At 63.1% G+C, this 16,268-nt stretch carries 13 protein-coding genes; 5 read left to right on the forward strand and 8 right to left on the reverse strand.

Annotation, left to right across the window (positions count from 1 at the left end):
• Together ACAX43_RS07460 and ACAX43_RS07465 are read left to right on the forward strand one after the other, a co-directional pair.
• Complete coding sequence (locus tag ACAX43_RS07460; protein ID WP_370707779.1) at positions 1–1,809, forward strand: ATP-binding cassette domain-containing protein; 1,809 nt, start codon at positions 1–3, stop codon at positions 1,807–1,809.
• Positions 1,797–2,567: an ABC transporter ATP-binding protein gene (locus ACAX43_RS07465; RefSeq protein ID WP_370707780.1), complete on the forward strand. Its 771-nt coding sequence runs from the start codon at positions 1,797–1,799 to the stop codon at positions 2,565–2,567. Before ACAX43_RS07460 ends, ACAX43_RS07465 begins: the two co-directional genes overlap by 13 nt.
• 109 nt (positions 2,568–2,676) lie before the next feature.
• On the opposite strand, the gene ACAX43_RS07470 is transcribed toward ACAX43_RS07465, so the two are convergent.
• The gene (locus ACAX43_RS07470; protein ID WP_370707781.1) at positions 2,677–3,414 is read right to left on the reverse strand and encodes a BON domain-containing protein; all 738 of its coding nucleotides are present in this window, start codon (positions 3,412–3,414) and stop codon (positions 2,677–2,679) included.
• Positions 3,415–3,496: 82 nt separating this feature from the next.
• Entirely contained in the window at positions 3,497–3,982 is a 486-nt protein-coding gene (locus ACAX43_RS07475) for an aminoacyl-tRNA deacylase (RefSeq protein ID WP_370707782.1), read from the reverse strand.
• A 204-nt stretch (positions 3,983–4,186) separates the two neighbouring features.
• Here ACAX43_RS07475 and fusA point away from each other — a divergent pair, with 204 nt between their 5' ends.
• Positions 4,187–6,238 carry an elongation factor G gene (gene fusA, locus ACAX43_RS07480; protein ID WP_370707783.1) on the forward strand — a complete coding sequence of 684 codons (2,052 nt, stop codon included), beginning with the start codon at positions 4,187–4,189 and terminating at the stop codon, positions 6,236–6,238.
• On the opposite strand, the gene ACAX43_RS07485 is transcribed toward fusA, so the two are convergent.
• The 5 genes from ACAX43_RS07485 to ACAX43_RS07505 all read right to left on the reverse strand — a co-directional run bounded on the left by ACAX43_RS07485 (position 6,233) and on the right by ACAX43_RS07505 (position 12,595).
• Positions 6,233–7,603 (reverse strand): four-carbon acid sugar kinase family protein, encoded by a 1,371-nt coding sequence (locus tag ACAX43_RS07485; RefSeq protein WP_370708298.1) that lies wholly within the window; start codon positions 7,601–7,603, stop codon positions 6,233–6,235. The genes fusA and ACAX43_RS07485 overlap by 6 nt on opposite strands.
• Positions 7,604–7,644: 41 nt before the next feature.
• Positions 7,645–8,943 (reverse strand): ribulose-bisphosphate carboxylase large subunit family protein, encoded by a 1,299-nt coding sequence (locus ACAX43_RS07490; RefSeq protein WP_370707784.1) that lies wholly within the window; start codon positions 8,941–8,943, stop codon positions 7,645–7,647.
• Positions 8,940–9,479 carry a VOC family protein gene (locus ACAX43_RS07495; protein WP_370707785.1) on the reverse strand — a complete coding sequence of 180 codons (540 nt, stop codon included), beginning with the start codon at positions 9,477–9,479 and terminating at the stop codon, positions 8,940–8,942. Before ACAX43_RS07495 ends, ACAX43_RS07490 begins: the two co-directional genes overlap by 4 nt.
• Before the next feature lie 116 nt (positions 9,480–9,595).
• Positions 9,596–11,482, reverse strand: coding sequence for a TRAP transporter large permease subunit (locus ACAX43_RS07500; protein ID WP_370708299.1), 1,887 nt, complete (start codon positions 11,480–11,482; stop codon positions 9,596–9,598).
• 87 nt (positions 11,483–11,569) lie between these two features.
• Complete coding sequence (locus tag ACAX43_RS07505) at positions 11,570–12,595, reverse strand: TRAP transporter substrate-binding protein (RefSeq protein WP_370707786.1); 1,026 nt, start codon at positions 12,593–12,595, stop codon at positions 11,570–11,572.
• A 197-nt stretch (positions 12,596–12,792) separates the two neighbouring features.
• Here ACAX43_RS07505 and ACAX43_RS07510 point away from each other — a divergent pair, with 197 nt between their 5' ends.
• Positions 12,793–13,848 carry a LacI family DNA-binding transcriptional regulator gene (locus ACAX43_RS07510; protein ID WP_370707787.1) on the forward strand — a complete coding sequence of 352 codons (1,056 nt, stop codon included), beginning with the start codon at positions 12,793–12,795 and terminating at the stop codon, positions 13,846–13,848.
• Positions 13,849–13,931: 83 nt separating this feature from the next.
• Here ACAX43_RS07510 and ACAX43_RS07515 read toward each other — a convergent pair whose 3' ends face one another.
• Positions 13,932–15,176: a DUF1479 domain-containing protein gene (locus ACAX43_RS07515; RefSeq protein WP_370707788.1), complete on the reverse strand. Its 1,245-nt coding sequence runs from the start codon at positions 15,174–15,176 to the stop codon at positions 13,932–13,934.
• Between the two features lie 93 nt (positions 15,177–15,269).
• On the opposite strand from ACAX43_RS07515, the gene ACAX43_RS07520 reads away from it, so the two are divergent.
• Positions 15,270–16,244, forward strand: a complete 975-nt coding sequence (locus tag ACAX43_RS07520) for a helix-turn-helix domain-containing protein (RefSeq protein ID WP_370707789.1) — start codon at positions 15,270–15,272, stop codon at positions 16,242–16,244.
• Positions 16,245–16,268: the final 24 nt, after the last annotated feature.

Raw genomic sequence — 16,268 nt, forward strand, 5'->3', positions numbered from 1 at the left:
ATGAGCACGATGCAGGCGTCATCGCGGTGGTCTCGTCCGGTCGGCATCGTTCTTCTTGCCGCCGCCGCGGCGCTGCCTGCTATCGCGAGCAACTATATCGTCGATGTCGGCCTGACCATCGCCACCTATTCGATCCTGGGCCTTGGGCTGAACATCGTGGTGGGTTATGCCGGGTTGCTGGATCTGGGCTATGCGGCCTTCTTTGCAATCGGCGCATACACGACAGCGCTGCTGGAAACGCTGTTGCACTTCTCGTTCTGGGAAACGCTGCCGTTCAGCCTTGCGTTTGCGGCGGCTTCGGGCATCGTTATCGGCTACCCGACCCTTCGCCTGCGCAGCGACTATCTGGCGATCGTCACGCTAGGGTTCGGTGAGATCACCCGCATCGTTGCCACCAATCTCCGCATCACGGGCGGCCCGAACGGCATCTACGGCATTGCCAGCCCAAGCCTGTTCGGCTATGAAATCAGTTCACCGCGTGCGGTCTACGAACTGGGCATCGCGTTCCTCGCTGTGGTGCTCGTGTTTGCGCTCCGGCTCGGCCAATCGCGCCTCGGCCGCGCCTGGACCAGCATCCGTGAGGACGAGGCGGCCGCCGAGGCTGTAGGCGTGCCGACGCTGCGCGTCAAACTGCTTGCCTACGTCATGGGCGCCTTGATCGGGGGTTTTGGCGGCAGCCTGTTCGCCGCGCGCTTTGGGACCATCGACCCGACCGGCTTCACCTATCTGCAGTCCGTCACGATCCTGATCATCGTCGTGCTCGGCGGTCGAGGGAGCATTCCTGGCGTGATCCTCGGGGCCGTCATCGTGGCGGGCCTGCCCGAGATGCTGCGGTTCCTCAACCTTTGGCGCATCTTCGCCTTCGCAATCGGGCTCGTGATCCTGATGCTGCTTCGGCCGCAAGGGCTGTGGCCGGCCCCGCTGCGCCGCGTGGCGCCACCGGGCAAGGATGCCGGCGGCGATGATACGGTCGCGCTCCGGGAAACTGTCACCCATGAAAATCTTCTCGAGGTGCGCAATATGCAGCGCCGCTTCGGCGGCGTACAGGCGGTCGGCGGTATCAGCTTCACGGTGCGCGGCGGTGAAATCCTCAGCCTTATCGGCCCCAATGGTGCCGGCAAGACCACGGTCTTCAACTGCCTCACTGGCGTGATCCGTCCGACCGGCGGTCAGGTTCTCTGGCGCGGGACTTCGCTGGCCGGCGGGGCGCCGCATCGCATCGTCCATAGCGGGATGGCGCGCACCTTTCAGGGCATCCGCCTGTTTACCAACATGACTGCCTTCGAGAACGTGCTGGTCGGAATGGATCATCGGCTCCGGACGCTGCTCGTCGCCGAACTGCTGGCGCTGCCCTCTGCTCGTGCCGAGGCGGCGGATCACGCAGCAGAAGGCCTGCGCTGGCTCGGTTTCGTTGGTCTCGGGGCGCGGGCGGGCGAACGCGCGGCCGACCTGCCCTATGGCGATCAACGTCGGCTGGAGATTGCCCGCGCACTCGCCAGCAACCCACATCTGGTACTGCTGGACGAGCCGGCAGCGGGGATGAACCCGACCGAGAAGCACGCGCTCATGGAGTTGATACGGCGTATCCGGCATCTTGGCGTGACTGTGCTGCTGATCGAACACGACATGATGCTGGTGATGGGCGTGTCGGACCGGATCATCGTCATGGACCACGGCATCATCATCGCGGAGGGTCCGCCAGCCGAGATCCAGGCCGACCCGCGTGTGATCGACGCCTATCTCGGCACGGAAGGGATAGACGAAGCGGCCGACGATGCCGGCGGGGAGACATCGCTGTGGGACTCCTAGAAATTCGCGATCTACATGTTAACTATGGGAACGTAGAGGTTCTGCATGGCATATCGCTGGACGTCGCGGAGGGTGAGATCGTGGCATTGCTCGGCAGTAACGGGGCGGGCAAGACCACCACGCTACGGGCCATTTCCGGCCTGATTCGCCCACGTGCGGGACAGATCATGATGGCCGGGCAGCCGCTCACCGGATTGCGGGCCCACCAGATCGTGGCGCTTGGTCTCGGTCACGTGCCGGAGGGCCGCCGCATGTTCGGGGCGCTGACAGTCGAAGAAAATCTGCGGCTCGGCGGCTATCTGATCCGGCGCGACAGCGCCGCGCTGGAACAGAGAATGGCCAGGGTCTACCAGACCTTCCCGCGGCTTGGTGAGCGGCGTAGCCAGTTGGCCGGGACGCTCAGTGGCGGCGAACAACAGATGCTGGCGATCGCCCGCGCTTTGATGCTGCAGCCCCGCCTCGTCGTGCTGGACGAACCGTCCATGGGGCTGGCGCCAAAGCTGGTCCGCGTGATTTTCGACATGATTGCCAATATCTGCAACGAAGGCACATCGATCCTCCTCGTCGAGCAGAACGTACGCCAGGCGCTGCGCATCGCTCATCGGGCTTACGTGCTCGAAAGCGGCCGCGTTGCGCTCGCCGGCCCGGCTGGGGAACTGGCGCAGGATAGCCGCGTCCGCGCCGCATATCTGGGCGGCAGCGCCGTAACGAAAGAGCGGCCCGTCACTGGGTTGCGAGGACCGATTGACAGTGTCTAGCGGGTCAATGAGGCTGGCCAAGGCAGGCGTCAGCGACATCGACTATTAACTCGCTGTCGCCGTGAGCTTCGTAAAAGCCTGGTTCGCCGCAGATGCTGTTGCAGTCAGATCAAGCCCGCACCTGAATGCGATTGACGACGCCCCCGATAGCATCCAGACACCAGGCGTCCTGTTCCGCCTGCCGTCTTTCGGCTTCGCTCGCCACCCAACCCGCTAACGTGATCCTGTGGTTTTTCACATTGATGGTGATCTGCTCGGCGCGCACACGCAGATCGGCTTCGAGCACCAGGTGTAAGGCCTCGGAAATTTCATCGTCGCCGTCCGCTTCGACGGCCACCACCTCCAGCAGGTTCACCACGTCGCGGCAGCCGCCGACCCACCAGGCAGTCACACTCGCCAAGCGCCTGTGAGACAAGCTGATCACTTGCCCCGTCAAGGTCGCCACGCCGTCCTCGACCGTCACTTCAACGACGCCGCTGCCGTCATTGCCCGCCTGATCCATGGTGCCGCGCAGCACTTCGAGTTGACCCTTGACGCGCGCACAAATCACGCAGTTGCGGAACTCCGCCGCCTGCGCCAGCCGCTCGCCGATACGCGTGCGCAACTCGCCATCGCCGACCGGCGGGTTGACGGTGACTCGCAGTTGGTCGACCAGACGCTGCCCCTCGCTGTGCATCCGGGTCAACTGAAGAAGACGTTTCTTGGATGCGATATCCGGCACCTCGCCTGCCACGATCAAGGCACTGCCGTCGAAACTCATATGAATGGGATGATTGTGAAGCTTCAGGTGTGATTCGCGTTCGAAGACTGCCATCACCTGCTTCAAGACCGTATCGCCGCTTTGCATGATCCGTCTCGCACAAAGGTTGGGTGGCGCAGTGCCCTTTATGCCGCACTGCGCAATCCTTGCCGCACCAGGCGAGCACCGCTCAGGTTGGCATACCCTGCATGCGCCGGGCAAAGCGAGTCCGCTCGGCTCGGTCCATCAGATCCAGGAATTGACGCGAGCCCATGTGAATCAGCTCTTCATGATCGCCGGCCTCGAAATAGACGTCCGGCTGCTGGGCGAGGCTCTCGTCGAGATAGGTTCGCATGCCATAGGCTGTACAAACCGGCGGAAGCGCTCCCGCGTCGCAGTCCTTGAACAGTTCGCGCAGATCGACCTCTTTGGCCAGCCGGAGCTGGCGTCCGGTCTGTGCCCAAAGCTCGGACAGCCGCACGGCGTAGGTCGATGGCAGCACAGCCGCCACGTACCCATGCTCGTCTTCAAGAAGCACTGTCTTGGCGAGGCGGTCGCCGGGAATATGCGCTGCCGCCGCGGTTTCGACACTGGAATGGCTATACGGATGATGCACGATTTCGTACTGGCAACCCTTGCTGCGCAGGCAGTCTTGGAGAGTGGCAGACATTGACATGACGCACCTCCGGTGGAAGGAAACGGGAGATTATTGCGCAAGACTCCTTAAGGATAGTTCGCTTTCGCGCCGGTGTGAAAAACATGCTGGCGGCAGCACGTTGACTGCGCGCGCGTGGCGACGAATGAGACGATTCCCGCGTATGGCACACGGGTCCGTTTTCGCCAATAATGGTCCCACATCCACTACCGGACGAGGGCGACCATGCGTTACAGCCCCGATTCCATCCGTACCATCGCCCTGGTCGGACATGCCGGGTGCGGCAAGACCTCGCTGGTCGAAGCGCTGCTGCACCAGGGCGGCGCGTTACACGCGCCCGGCAGCGTGGAGCGCGGCACGACGGTCTGCGATTTCGACCTGCTCGAGCGCAAATATCACCACTCGCTGAACGCCGCGATCGTCCACCTGCACTACCGGGAAACACGCATCTATCTTCTGGATACGCCCGGCTATCCGGACTTTTCCGGACTGTCGATCAGCGCCCTGCCCGCTGTGGAGACTGCCGCTATCGTCATCAACGCACAGACCGGCATCGAAATGACCACCCGGCGCATGATGACGTGGGCGCAGGAACGCAAGCTCTGCAGAATGATCATCGTGAACGGTATCGATGGCGAAAAGGTCGATCTTCCGGGGCTTCTGACGCAAATTCAGGAGACCTTCGGCATGGGATGTCTGCCCATCAACCTGCCGGCGCAGCGCGGCCGCCAGGTGGTGGATTGCTTTTTCAACCCTGCCGGCGACGCCGATTTCCTGTCTGTTGCGGCCGTGCACAATGCGCTAGTCGATCAAGTGGTCGAGATCGACTCCGCCTTGATGGAGCTTTACCTGGAGCAAGGCGAGGCCATCAGCCCGGAGCAATTGCACGAGCCCTTCGAGCGGGCGCTGCGCGAAGGTCATCTGGTGCCGATCTGCTTCACGTCAGCGGCCAACGGCGCCGGCATCGCGGAATTGCTCGACGTGTTCGTCCGGCTCCTGCCCAATCCCATGGAAGGAAATCCGCCGCTCTTCTACCGCGATGCCGGCGGCCGCCACGAAGTCATGCGCGCCGAACCGGTCGCCGACAAGCACGTATTGGCCCACGTCTTCAAGATCGTCATGGACCCTTACATCGGCAAGATGGCCGTGTTCCGCATCCATCAGGGCACGGTCAAGCGCGATAGCCAGCTCTATATCGGTGACGCTCGCCAGCCATTCAGAGTCGCCCATCTGATGATGCTGCAGGGGAAGGAGCACGTGGATGTCCCGCAAGCCGGTCCAGGCGATATCTGCGCCACGGCCAAGATCGACGAGATCGGGTTCGATGCCGTGCTGCATGACGCCCCCGAGGACGGCAATATCCACCTGACCCCGCTCGACTTCCCCACGCCCGTCTATGGTTTGGCGATCGAGCCGGCGCGCCGCGGCAACGAGCAGCGACTTTGGGAGATTCTGCAAAAGCTGAGTGCGGAGGATCCGTGCCTGCGCATCGAACACCCGGTCGGCACCAACGAGACGGTCGTGCGAGGTCTGGGCGAGTTGCATCTGCGCCTTATGCTGGAGCGGCTATCCGAGCAGTACAAGCTCGAGGTCGTGACGCGGCCACCAAAGATCGCCTATCGGGAAACCATTGGCGCCAAGGCTGAGGGGCATTATCGCCACAAGAAGCAAACCGGGGGCGCCGGCCAATTCGGCGAAGTGATGCTGCGCGTGGAACCCCTGCCGCGAGGCACCGGTTTCGAGTTCGTCGACGCCGTCAAGGGCGGCGCCATCCCCGGCCAGTTCATGCCCGCCGTGGAAAAAGGCATCCTGCAGGTCATCGACAGCGGGCCGCTTGCCGGCTTCCCGATGCAGGACGTACGCGTCACCGTCTTCGACGGCAAGAGCCACTCCGTCGACTCCAAGGAAGTGGCATTCGTCTCCGCCGGGCGCAAGGCCTTCATCGATGCCGTGCTGAAAGCCCAGCCCATCCTGCTCGAACCTATCGTGGACATCGAGGTGATGACGCCGGAAGCCGCGATGGGTGACATCATCGGCGACCTGTCCGCCAAGCGCGGGCAGCTCCATGGCACACGCATGGCCGCCGGCAACGCCGTCGTCGTTGCGGGGCAGGTGCCATTGTCCGAACTCAACGACTATCAGTCGCGTCTGAACGCTATCGCCGGCGGGCACGGCCACTACAGCATCCAGCTCAGCCACTACGATCCGGTGCCCCCCGCCCAGCAGGTGCGGATGGCGTCGCAGCACAAAAGCCATGGCGACGGCCCGGCGTCATGACCAGCCGAGAAGCTGCTCGAACAGATCGGCATCGCCCATCTGCCCGCCTTTGAGCATGATCTCCATGCCGTCCAGCTCAGTGCGATCGGCGTGGAGACGGCACAGAGTGACGCCCGCCGATAACGGCGCGAGATAGGACAAGCCCCATGCGCCGAGCGCCCGCACGGCGAAGCTCGAGGTATCGCCGCCCGCGATGCCGATGCGTTGCAATCTCACGGTACTGACCACTTGTTGCAGCAGCGCGGCGCAGCCGTGCGCGAGTTGCGGCAACGCGCCGCCCACGCCCGCGCTGCCTGCTGCGTTTGTCGCGCGGCGCGTTGTAAAGGCGAGCACGTTGCGTCCGTCACGCAACGGCCCTGCAATCGCTGCAACGCGCGTTGCCAGATAGTCCGACGCAGAATCGCCAGTCATTTGCAGAGGGTCCAATTCCACCCGCAGATAGGAATGCGCGGCTGCGATCTGCACTGCGGTCAAGGGCGAAAGACTGCCGGCCAGCACGAACACGGGACCACGCGCGCGGGCCAGCAGCGCGGACTTAGGCACGGCTGCGTGGTCAGCGGAATCATCACGCGCCAGGGCATAGGCCTGCGCCACGCTGCTCGCACCGACCGCAAGCAGTGGCGCTGATGCCGCGGCATGACGTGCGATCACCTGGCCTATCGCCCTCAGGTGCGAGTCGTCGAGTACGTCGAACAGCAACGCGTCGGGTTTCGACTCGAGCCGGCGCTGCACCTCGATTTCCAAGGCGGCCTCGCCGGCTGCAAAGCAGCGCCAATCGATCGATTGCACGTTTTCCAACCCCTGGCGCCGCAGATGTACACGCAAGTCCGCTTCGTTCATCGGCGTCACGGGATGGCGGCTCATCGTCGGATGACGGTCGATCCGGTAGATCGATTGATGATGATCGTCCGCGCCAGCTGCCGCGAAGAGTGCGCCGAACACGCAATAGCGCCGCAAATTAGGCTGACCGCCAACCACGGCCACGAGCGGATTCGCGCAAAACGCCTTCAAGGTGCGAATCGCCACGCCGATGCTGCCGCTCTGCGGTGCGCTATCGAAAGTCGAGCACACTTTGTAATGCATCACGCGCACGCCAAGCGCGGCAAATGCAGCACCGACGCGAGCGACTTCGAGCTGCTGCTCGGGCGGCGGCATCGTCCGCGCGGCGCCTGCCACGCCGAGCGCGTCGAGCCTGCCCAGCGTTGAAAGACGCGCGGCGTTCGGCGGGTCAAGGAACAGCATGGTACGCAGGCCAGCGCGGGCGAGATGGGCGAGCGTGTCGGTGGCGCCTGTAAAGTCGTCGCCGTAAAAGGCGTATTTCGGGCCGTCGCCGCGCCTGTCGTTCGACTCGTTCGTGTCGCCCATATCGCTTACGTCGGCCATGAAATTGACGTCCCCAACGCGGCTCACGTGCGGCCGCCGAAAAATTCCAGCGCGCGCCGCAGTTCCGGCATGTGCTCGGCGTACGCTGGCAGCGGCGTATGTTCCTGCACCGCGGTCCATGCCTGGCGAACGCTCGTGACGCCCGCCGCGGGGCCGTCCGGATGCGCGAGAATGCCGCCGCCTGACATGAACAGCAAGTCGGTGGAGCGCACCGCATCGAATGTGGCTGGCGCGGTGCCGGCCCACTGCCCTGACGAAAACGCCGGCAGCACGGCGTCGTCGCAACCGGACGCAAGCGGCATCGCGCAATCGCGCGCCGACTCGATCACCTCGGCGTCGCTCTGTGCGAATTTACCGGCGAGGCCGTGCACGTGCATGTGATCGACACCGGTCAACCGCCAAAGCGTCTGATACGCCTGGAACGACATGCCGAGCGCCGGATCACGCGACATCATCCCGTAGCCGTTGCGATGCGCGTGCAGCACGAGCGGCGTCGCGCGGCGCAGCGACTGGATCGCGGAGAAGCCGCACCAGTTGATGCTCGCCATCACGCAGCTGCCGCCTTCCTGCTCGACCATGTGCGCGTGACGGCGCATGGCGTCGAGATCGTCGGTGATATTGAACGCGACCATCACGGGGCGGCCGCTGCGTTCGCGGTAGCTGCGCACTTCCGACATCACTGCCCGCACGCGTTCGGCGAGCGGCGCATGCACGGGATTCGCGCACACTTCGTCATCCTTGATGAAATCGACGCCCGCTTCGCACAACTCGCGCACGAGTGCCGCTGTTTCCGGGACAGTCAAGCCGACATTCGGCTTGATGATGGTGCCGATCATCGGCCTGCCCGCGACTTGCGTCAGTGCCCGCGTACCGGCTACGCCATGACGCGGCAATTCGAAGCGCGCACGATATGACGCCGGCAAGCGCAGCGACAACAGCCGCATGCCAGTGACTTCGCCGAGGTCGTACAGATTGCCGGCGACGGTCGCGGCAAGTGTCGGCAGATTCGCGCCGATGTTGGCAAGCGGAAACGACAGCGTCACGCGCGCGCGCCGCCACGGTCCCGTCGTGCCCTGACGCGCCAGCCATGCGCTCGGCAAGCTCGGCTGGGCGGCGGGCTCGAGTTCCTCGATGCGCAGCACGCTCGCGCGGCTGCGCGCGCGCAGCGTATCGGACTCGTTGGCAACCCGCACAAAGGTGCCGCTCGACTGCTCGCCTGCCATCACGTCGGCGACGCGCGCGGGATCGAGCGGTGTCTCGATCAGATAGTCGGCTTCGAGACGATCGTCGTTGACGCACGGCCGTTGCGGCGTCGCGCTCATAGCGCACTCAGATCGGGAAACCGGCGTACCGGCTCGCGACCGTTCCAATCGCGCGACGCTGCATAGATCATGTCGAACAGTTTGCCTTTCGGCCCGGCGATTTCCGACAACTCGATCACCGTGCCCGGATGATTCTCAGTGTCGAAATAGACGAAGCGCCCGTTGCGTCCTACTTCACCGCTCATCGCCACGTTGAAACCCTGCTCCTGCAAACGGGCAAGGTCCGCGTCGAACGAGGTGGTCCAATACGCGTTGTGTTGCAAGCCGGTATTGCCCGCGGCAAGAAAGTCGCGATACATCGAGGGCGCATCGTTACGCGTCTGGATCAGTTCTATCTGCAGCGATCCCGAGTTCGCCAGGGCAACCGAGTTATGCACGTCGTACGATTGCCCGCGATAGGTGTAGTTCTCGATCGGCACGCGTTCGTTGTAGAACCAGGGGCCTACGCCGAGCACACGGCTCCAGTAGTCCATTGCGGCCTCGATATCGCGCACTACGTACCCGGCCTGACGGATCTCGCCAAAGAAACGACTCATGAAACTCTCCCGATGCTGCCAGTTTTAAAAGGCGAGCGACGCCCCGGCGCGGCGAGAACGCAGCGCCCGAAGGTCGAACCTGTAAAGAGAATAAAAAAAGAGACTAAAAAGAGACCTTAAAGAAACCCGATCGAAATCCAGGGAATCGCCGCGACCAGGATCAGGCCGACAATCAAGGCGCCCATGTAGCCGACGATCGGACGAATGCCCGCATCGGGATTGACCTTGCTGATCGCACACGCCGAGTAGTAGCCGACGCCGAACGGCGGCGAGAACAGACCGACGCCCATCGACAGGATCACGACAATCGCGTAGTGCACTTCATTGACGCCCGCGAGCCGCGCGATCGGAAACAGCAGCGGTCCGAACAGCACGATGGCGGGAATCCCTTCAAGCACGCTGCCGAGCATCACGAACACGACGATCGACACCGCAAGAAAACCATACGCGCCGCCGGGCATCGCGCCCATCAATTGCGCGAGGTCCTGCGAGAAGCCGGATTGCGTCAACGCCCACGCCATGGCCGTCGCGCAGCCGATGATGAACAGGATCGCGCCCGACAAGGTCGCCGCATCCACCAGCATGCGGCCAAGGCGCTTCCATTCAAACCGGCGGTAGATCAGCAGCCCGATCACCGCCGAATACGCAATGCCGATGGTCGACACCTCAGTCGCTGTCGCCACGCCTTCGACCACCGCCATCCTGATCACGAACGGCAACGCGAGCGCGGGCAGCGACACGATGAACAGACGCCCGATCTGCCGCTTGCTGAAACGCTGCGCGCCGCTCAGGTCTTCCTTGCGGTAGCGCCACCCCACCACCACGCACAGAATCAACGCGAGCACGGCGCCCGGCAGCATCCCGGCCGTGAAGAGCGCGGAGATCGACAGGCCGGTCACCGAACCGATCGTGATCAGCACGATGCTGGGCGGGATGGTTTCGCTTTGCGCGCCCGTAGTGGCGAGCAGCGCGACGAGATCGCCTTCAGACGCGCCGCGTTTTTTCATTTCCGGGAACAGCACCGGTGCGATCGCCGCCATGTCCGCAACTTTCGAACCGGAGATGCCCGACACCAGATACATCGTGCCGATCAGCACGAACGACAAACCGCCATGCACGTGACCGACGAGACTCGCGAGAAACTCGACCATTGCGCGCGCCATGCCGGTCATTTCGATCAGCAAGCCGAGGAATACGAACAGCGGGACCGCCAGCAACACCAGATGGGACATCCCCTCGTCCATGCGGCCGACCACCACTTCGAGCGGCGTGAAAGTCGAGAGGCCGAGATAGCCGAACGTGGCGAGCGCGAAAGAAAAGCCGATCGGCACGCCCGAAAAAATACCGATCGCCACCACGCCGACGAAGAAGATCACAAGGTTGGTCTTGCCGAGCGTCTGCAACCACGGACCCGCGAACACGGCCGCCGCCCCCAGCACCGCGGCGATCACCAGCACGATGAGCACATCGCGCATGCGGCTCACCTGCGCGAGACGGATCAGACCGACCAGCAGCATGAGTGCGGCGCCGATCGGCAACGCGAGTGCGCGCCATGCATCGCTGATCTCCAGCGCGGGCGTGACGATCGCCGCCTCGCTGGACGCATAGTCGTAGGCGGGTCCGATCAACAGTCCGAGCAATGCGATCGATGCGGCAATCGCCAATGTATCGACGAATGCGCGCCGCTGCGGCGAAAGACGGCTGACGAGCGCCGTCATCCGCATGTGTTCGCCGCGCCGCAACGCGAGCACGGCGCCGAGCATGGCGAGCCACAAGAACAGAATCCCGGCGAGTTCGTCCGACCACACTAGCGGCTGGTGCAGCACGTAGCGGCAGATCACGCCCGCCAGCATCACGACGATCTCCACCGCGAGCAGCGCCGCCGCACCCACCTCGACAAGCGCAATCAGGCCGCGATCAAAGGTTCTCAGCCAGCGGCGCGGCGTGCTCGCCGCGTGCAATGCAACGGCCGCCTCTGCAGGATTCAATGCGTGATTCGACATGCGGATGCCCCCTCGCGGCCGCTCGCCGCGTTTCGTCTCATGCTCACCGGTGCGCTGCACGGTCGGAGTTCGGTTCACGGCCTACAGTCACGCCAGCTTGCCGACCGATTGTTCGAGCAGATCCCACGCCTGCGTGCCGAACTTGCTCTTCCATTCGGCGTAGAAGCCCGCTTGACGCAGCGCTGCGCGAAACGTGTCCGGTGCCGGCCGGTTGATCGCGAGGCCCTTGCTCTGCAGATCGGCAACGGCCGCGTCGTTGAGCTTGCGGACGTCGTCGCGTTGCTTCAGCGCGCTTTGATTGAATGCGTCGCTGGCGATGCCTTGCAAGTCCTTCGGCAAGCGTTGCCACGCGCGTGGGTTCAACACGAACCAGTAGCCATCCCACATGTGGCTGGTCAGCGAACAGTACTTCTGCACTTCGTAGAGTTTCGCGACCTGCACGATCGGCAGCGGATTTTCCTGGGCATCGACGATATGCGTTTGCAGCGACGAATAGACTTCGCTGAATTGCAGGCTGGTGGGTGAGGCACCGAGGCCTTTGAACATGTCGATGCTGAGCGGACTCACCGGCACACGGATCTTCAGTCCGCGCATGGTCTGCGCGCTCGTGATCGGGCCGGTGCTGGTGGTCGTCTGACGAAAGCCGTTGTCCCACATCTTTTCGAACGATTCGAGCCCGGCCTTCTGCATCGCGGCGCGCACGTAGGCGCCGAGCTTGCCGTCCATCGCGCTCCACACCTGGTTGTAGTCGCTGAAGGCAAAGCCGACCGCATTGATCGCCACAGACGGCGCGAGCGTCGAGACCACCAGCGCCGAGGGCGTGAACATTTCGATGCCGCCGCTGCGCACTTGCGCGAGCATGTCGGTGTCGCCGCCCAACTGGTTGTTCGGGAATATCCGGATCTCCATGCGCCCTTTCGACGCCTCTTTGATCTGATTTGCCGCCTCCTGCGAGCGCACGTTCAGCGGATGCGTCAGCGGCAGGTTGTTGCCGTACTTGAACACGAACTCCGGGCCGGACGCCGCGCGCACGATCGCCGGAAAGCCCAGCGCGCTGGCTACGGGCACGGCGGCAGCGGCACGCAGCAACGTGCGTCTCGCGAGATTGGTCATTTGAGTGTCTCCTTGCTTATAATTGATGTGACTGTTCAATCCATCAAAAACCATCATCGCACGCTGACCAGCCCTGCTTTCCATTCGCCAGGTGTTGAGTCGCAGTGCAATAGCTGCAAGACTAGGCGTGCGCAGTCCCTACGTCAAACCGCGAGCTTGATGGTTTTTGATGGACTTCCACTCTGCGAAGGGCTTGTATGTCCGATCCGGTTTTCCTCCCCGCCGCTGCACGGGCGCGCATTCCCGACATTGCGCGCGCCGCCGGCGTCTCCACCGCCACGGTGGATCGCGTACTCAACGGCCGCGAAGGGGTGCGCGCCGTCACCGCGCACCGTGTCCTTCAGGCGGCGGCGCAGCTCGGCTATCTGCTGACGCCGGAGGCGCCGGCAGCGTCTGCTTCAAAGCCGATGCGCATTGCGTTTCTGCTGCCTGCCGGCACCAATCGCTATTTGCACATGCTCGGCGACTATATCGACTTCGCGCACGATCAGTGGAACGCGTTGGACATGAAATGCCGCGTCCATTACGTCGAGAGTTTTAACCCGAAAGAACTCGCCGATCGTCTGCTGCATTACGGGCAGCGTGCGGACGGCGTAGTCTTCATGGCGCTCGAACATCCTGTGGTGCGCGATGCGGTGAATGCGCTTGCGGACCAGGGTGTACCGGCCATCACGCTGATTTCGGATTTATCGAATGCGCGGCGGCTCGCTTATGTGGGCATCGACAATCGTTCTGCCGGACGGACCGCCGCGTTGCTGCTGGGGCGCTTCATGGGACCGCGGCCAAGCGGAAAGATTGCGATGCTCGCGGGCAGCCTGAACTATCGCGGACATGAGGAACGCGAAATCGGTTTTCTCCATCTGATCGAATCCACGTTTCCGCAGGTACGCGTCATCGGACTCCGTGAAGGGCACGACGACAGCGAGCGCAATTATGAGCAGACCCGGAAGCTGCTGGAGCAACATCCGGATCTCGCTGGAATCTATAACAGCGGCGGCGGCTCGGATGGTGTGGCACGCGCGATTGTCGAAGCGCGCTCCGAACAGAAGATCCTGTTTGTCGGGCATGGATTGACGCCCGATACCCGAGCCTTGCTGATCGACGGGACGATGGATGCGCTGATTACGCAGACACCGCAGGCAATGGTCGGCAACTGTCTGCGCATTTTCCGCAACGTCCGGGAAAAACGCGACGCAATGAGCGATGTGAAACCTGTGCAGTTCAGTATCGTCTTACGCGAGAATTTGCCCTGACGGGAGCGGGGGCAGGCGGCGGCAATCAGGCCCAACACGAACCCGCGAGATAGCGCCCGAGCAGGTCAGGCATCTTTGCGGATCTACAGGTCGAACCCGAGTTGCGCTTTGCCGAGCGGTGTCAGGTCGTCAGCCGTCGCGCGTCCGGTGAAATCGACTTCGAAATGATCAGCCGGGAAATCAGGCGGGCTTTCACCCTTCAGGAAGCTCGGCAACTGGCGCTTCAGATAAGCGTCGTTTTTGGCGCACGCGGGCGCCGAGGCGATGTACATCACATTGCTGTAACCCGCGCCCTGATGCTCGTCTTCGACCGCATGGATGACATCGCTGTGCCAGAACACGGTGTCGCCCGCTTCCATTTTGGGAATCGACGACAGCGCCTCGAACAATGGCGCATGAAATTCCGGCTTGATCGACAGCGCCCGTCCGGGCATTGCACCGCACAGGTCGTCCTCTGCGACATCGTCCTGAAGCGCGCGCAGCAGGATGTACACCATCGAATTGGCGATGGGTACGAGTTGCAGCGTGCCGTCGCCCGGGCCTTGCGGCGTCAGGGCAGTCCAGCCCTGGAAAGTGCGGAACATCGAACATACGGCGGGCGACGCTATCTCCTGCACGTCAGGTCGGAACGCCGCGTCGAACGCGTCATAGTCGCGCCAGTTCCCAGCAAACACGTGGCGGTATACCTTTCGGAAATTGCTTTCGATCCAGCGCTCGACCGACCCGCCGTCGCAATGCGCCGACAAGCCGAGCGATTCGGAGCCTGGCGGCCGGCGACGCAGACGATCGGCATAGACAGGCACGCGCTCCGGATCGAAGTGCAGGCGGCCCTCGCTCTCATGGCGCCACAGCCGGTTCAGGAACACACGCGCCGCAGTCAACGAAGCTGACTGACGGGCCAGCACTTGTGGCTTCGACCAGTACACACCATAGATCTGCGGCTTGCTGGACGCCAACTGACCAAAGTAGTTGTCCTCGGCGCGGTTCGCGAGGCGCTTGTCGAGATCATTGCGCTCGACATAGCCGGCAATCTCCTCGTCCCAACTCTGCACCAGCGCGCGAGGGAAGACATTCCGAATCACGCATGCGCCGCGCGCCTTGACGACGGCAATTTGGTCCGCGGTGACGCGTTGTTCGGTGATGTCGGAAAACTGGATCTCGGGAATGACGTCTTCTCCACGATCACGTTGCCCGGCGATTCGCTTCGCCTCAGTGCTGATCGCTTCTTCGACTTCGGCGAAAACCTCCCGGTAGTTCGGCAACGCCGCGCGCAACGCCTTTTTTGCTTGCCGGATTGCCGTCGGCAAATCTTCGATTTTCAACGCCATGATTGTCTCCGTAGGGATCTCGTATGCCCGAGGATAGGACGTGCACGCGGACCTTGGTGATACTATTCAGGCAATTTATTTGCGTTTTCAGCCATGAAACCCGCCTATGAACACGTCGAGTTCGGTGAGGACTGTTCGGTCCGGGTTTACCATCGCCGGCTCCCGCGTATTCCGTTCGAGTGGCATCACCATCCGGAGTACGAGCTAACGCTGACCATGAACAGTCATGGCAAGCGCTACATCGGCGACTCGGTCAACGAATACGTGGCTGAGGATCTCGTTCTCGTGCCGCCGGATCTCCCGCACACCTGGGCGTCGAATCGTTCCATCGAGCCATCCTCGCCGCAGGTCGCCATCGTTATCTGGTTCGACGGCGATTGGGCGCGGCGTATGGCGGATTGCTGCCCCGAATATGAACCGCTGCGCAAGCTGTTACGCAGGGCCGCATGCGGGCTGGCCTTCGAGCCGCCGGCCGGCAAAGCGGTGCGCGGCCGCCTGGATCCATTGCTATCGAGCGGGGCACGCGACCGCCTTGGCGCCGCCCTCGATATTTTGTGCACGCTCGCCGACGCGCCGGGCCAGCCCCTCGCCTCGCCGATTGCTTTCAACCAGGGAGCCGCGGGCCCATCCGGCCACGAGCCCGAACGGATCAACCGAGTTCTTTCGATGATTGACGCGCGCTTTGCCGAACCGCTGCGGCTGTCAGAACTCTGTGCGGCCGCCAGCCTGTCGGAACGCTCGCTCACGCGTTACTTTGTTCAACATATCGGTGAGAGCGTTGGGCGGTATATCGCCCGGGTTCGCATCGGGCATGCGTGCCGAATGCTGGCTGACACCTCGCTGCCCGTTGCCGTCATCGCTGCTCGTTCGGGCTTCGCGAACGTCGCCAATTTCAATCGGCAGTTCAGGGCCGCAAAGCAAACGACGCCGGCGGAATATCGACGGCTGTTCGCGGCCGCGGGGTCTCCGGATAAGGACGCAGCGGCTCGCTTGACCGAACGGCCGCCGTCACTTCAAAGGAAGCGGAAATTAACGGGTGAGCGCCACGACGAAGAAACCGCTGACTAGTACGCGTCAGCCGGAATTGGGTCG

The organism is Paraburkholderia sp. IW21 (assembly GCF_041321145.1).
Lineage (GTDB): Bacteria > Pseudomonadota > Gammaproteobacteria > Burkholderiales > Burkholderiaceae > Paraburkholderia.